This window comes from Vibrio sp. 1557, assembly GCF_033340175.1.
GTDB classification, from domain to species: domain Bacteria; phylum Pseudomonadota; class Gammaproteobacteria; order Enterobacterales; family Vibrionaceae; genus Vibrio; species Vibrio alginolyticus.
The window spans coordinates 1-1083 of the sequence record NZ_JAWOVZ010000260.1; the positions used below are offsets into that span (position 1 = coordinate 1).

The 1083-nt window shown below is 43.5% G+C and carries 1 protein-coding gene and 1 pseudogene; both read right to left on the minus strand.

All coding sequences use genetic code 11. The features are described from left to right. Window positions 1–82: 82 nt before the first annotated feature. Window positions 83–853, minus strand: a complete 771-nt coding sequence (locus tag R7070_RS26345; RefSeq protein WP_005456273.1) for an ABC transporter substrate-binding protein — start codon at window positions 851–853, stop codon at window positions 83–85. Window positions 854–936: 83 nt separating this feature from the next. After that, window positions 937–1083 (minus strand): annotated as a pseudogene (locus tag R7070_RS26350) (histidine/lysine/arginine/ornithine ABC transporter ATP-binding protein); the annotation flags it as partial.

Here is a 1083-nt window from a genome sequence, read left to right on the forward strand (position 1 = left end):
TAGGTGAGTTCCTAATCCCTAAACTCAAAAAATCGACCGTTGACTACTTCTAGGAACAAGCCAACGGTCGCTTAAATACCGCTTATTCGCCGTAAACATCGTAGTTAAAGTACTTGCCAGCAATTTCTTGGTAAATACCTTTATCACGCAGTGACAAGATTGCCGCATCAAGTTTCTTCGTTAGATCTTTATCTTGTTTACGTACAGCGATACCGAAACCTTCACCGAACCATTTCGCATCAGTCAGAGATGGGCCAACAAATTCGTACGCATCACCACCAGCCTTGTTCAATACACCTTCCTCTAGAGCAGATGCATCGCCCAAAACTGCAGCAACACGGCCGTTCGCAAGGTCTAGATACGCTTCGTCAAAAGAGCCGTAACGTACAATTTCAACTTTGTCACCGTAGTTATCAGTTAGATATTTATCGTGAGTGGTCGCACGTTGAACTGCGATTTTTTGGCCATCTAGATTAGCAAAGTCTAGGTTTGCACCTTTCTTAGCGATGAACTTATTTGGGATCAGTGCGTATTTACCCGTAAAATCCACTTTCTTTTTACGTTCTTCGGTAATCGACATTGCCGCGATGATCGCATCGTATTTACGAGCCAATAGAGAAGGAATAATGCCATCCCAATCTTGTGCAACGATCTGACACTTCACTTGCATTTCTTCACACAGCGCATTGGCCATATCAACATCAAAGCCTTTTAGAGAGCCATCGGTTTCTGTCCAGCTAAATGGAGGGTATGCGCCTTCAATGCCAAAGCGAACTGTTTTCCATTCTTTCGCTTGAGCAACACCAGACACTGCCGTTGCAGCAAGAGTTGCTGCCAATAACCACTTTTTCATTTCCATACTCCTGTGATTGCTATTTTATTTGGTTTTGTTCGTTGTGCTTACTTAGGAGGCAAAACTCTGCCGCCTAATGAATATTAGTAGATAGATGAGATAAACTGCTGTAATCGCTGAGAATCGGGGTTAGTAAATAGCTTAGCTGGATCTCCCTGTTCTTCCACTAAGCCTTGATGCAAGAACATCACATGATTTGAGACGTCACGAGCAAACGCCATTTCGTGCGT

Excerpts from the sequence above, each read along its gene's own strand:
- R7070_RS26345 (WP_005456273.1), bottom strand. The coding sequence starts at position 853 with ATGAAAAAGTGGTTATTGGCAGCAACTCTTGCTGCAACGGCAGTGTCT.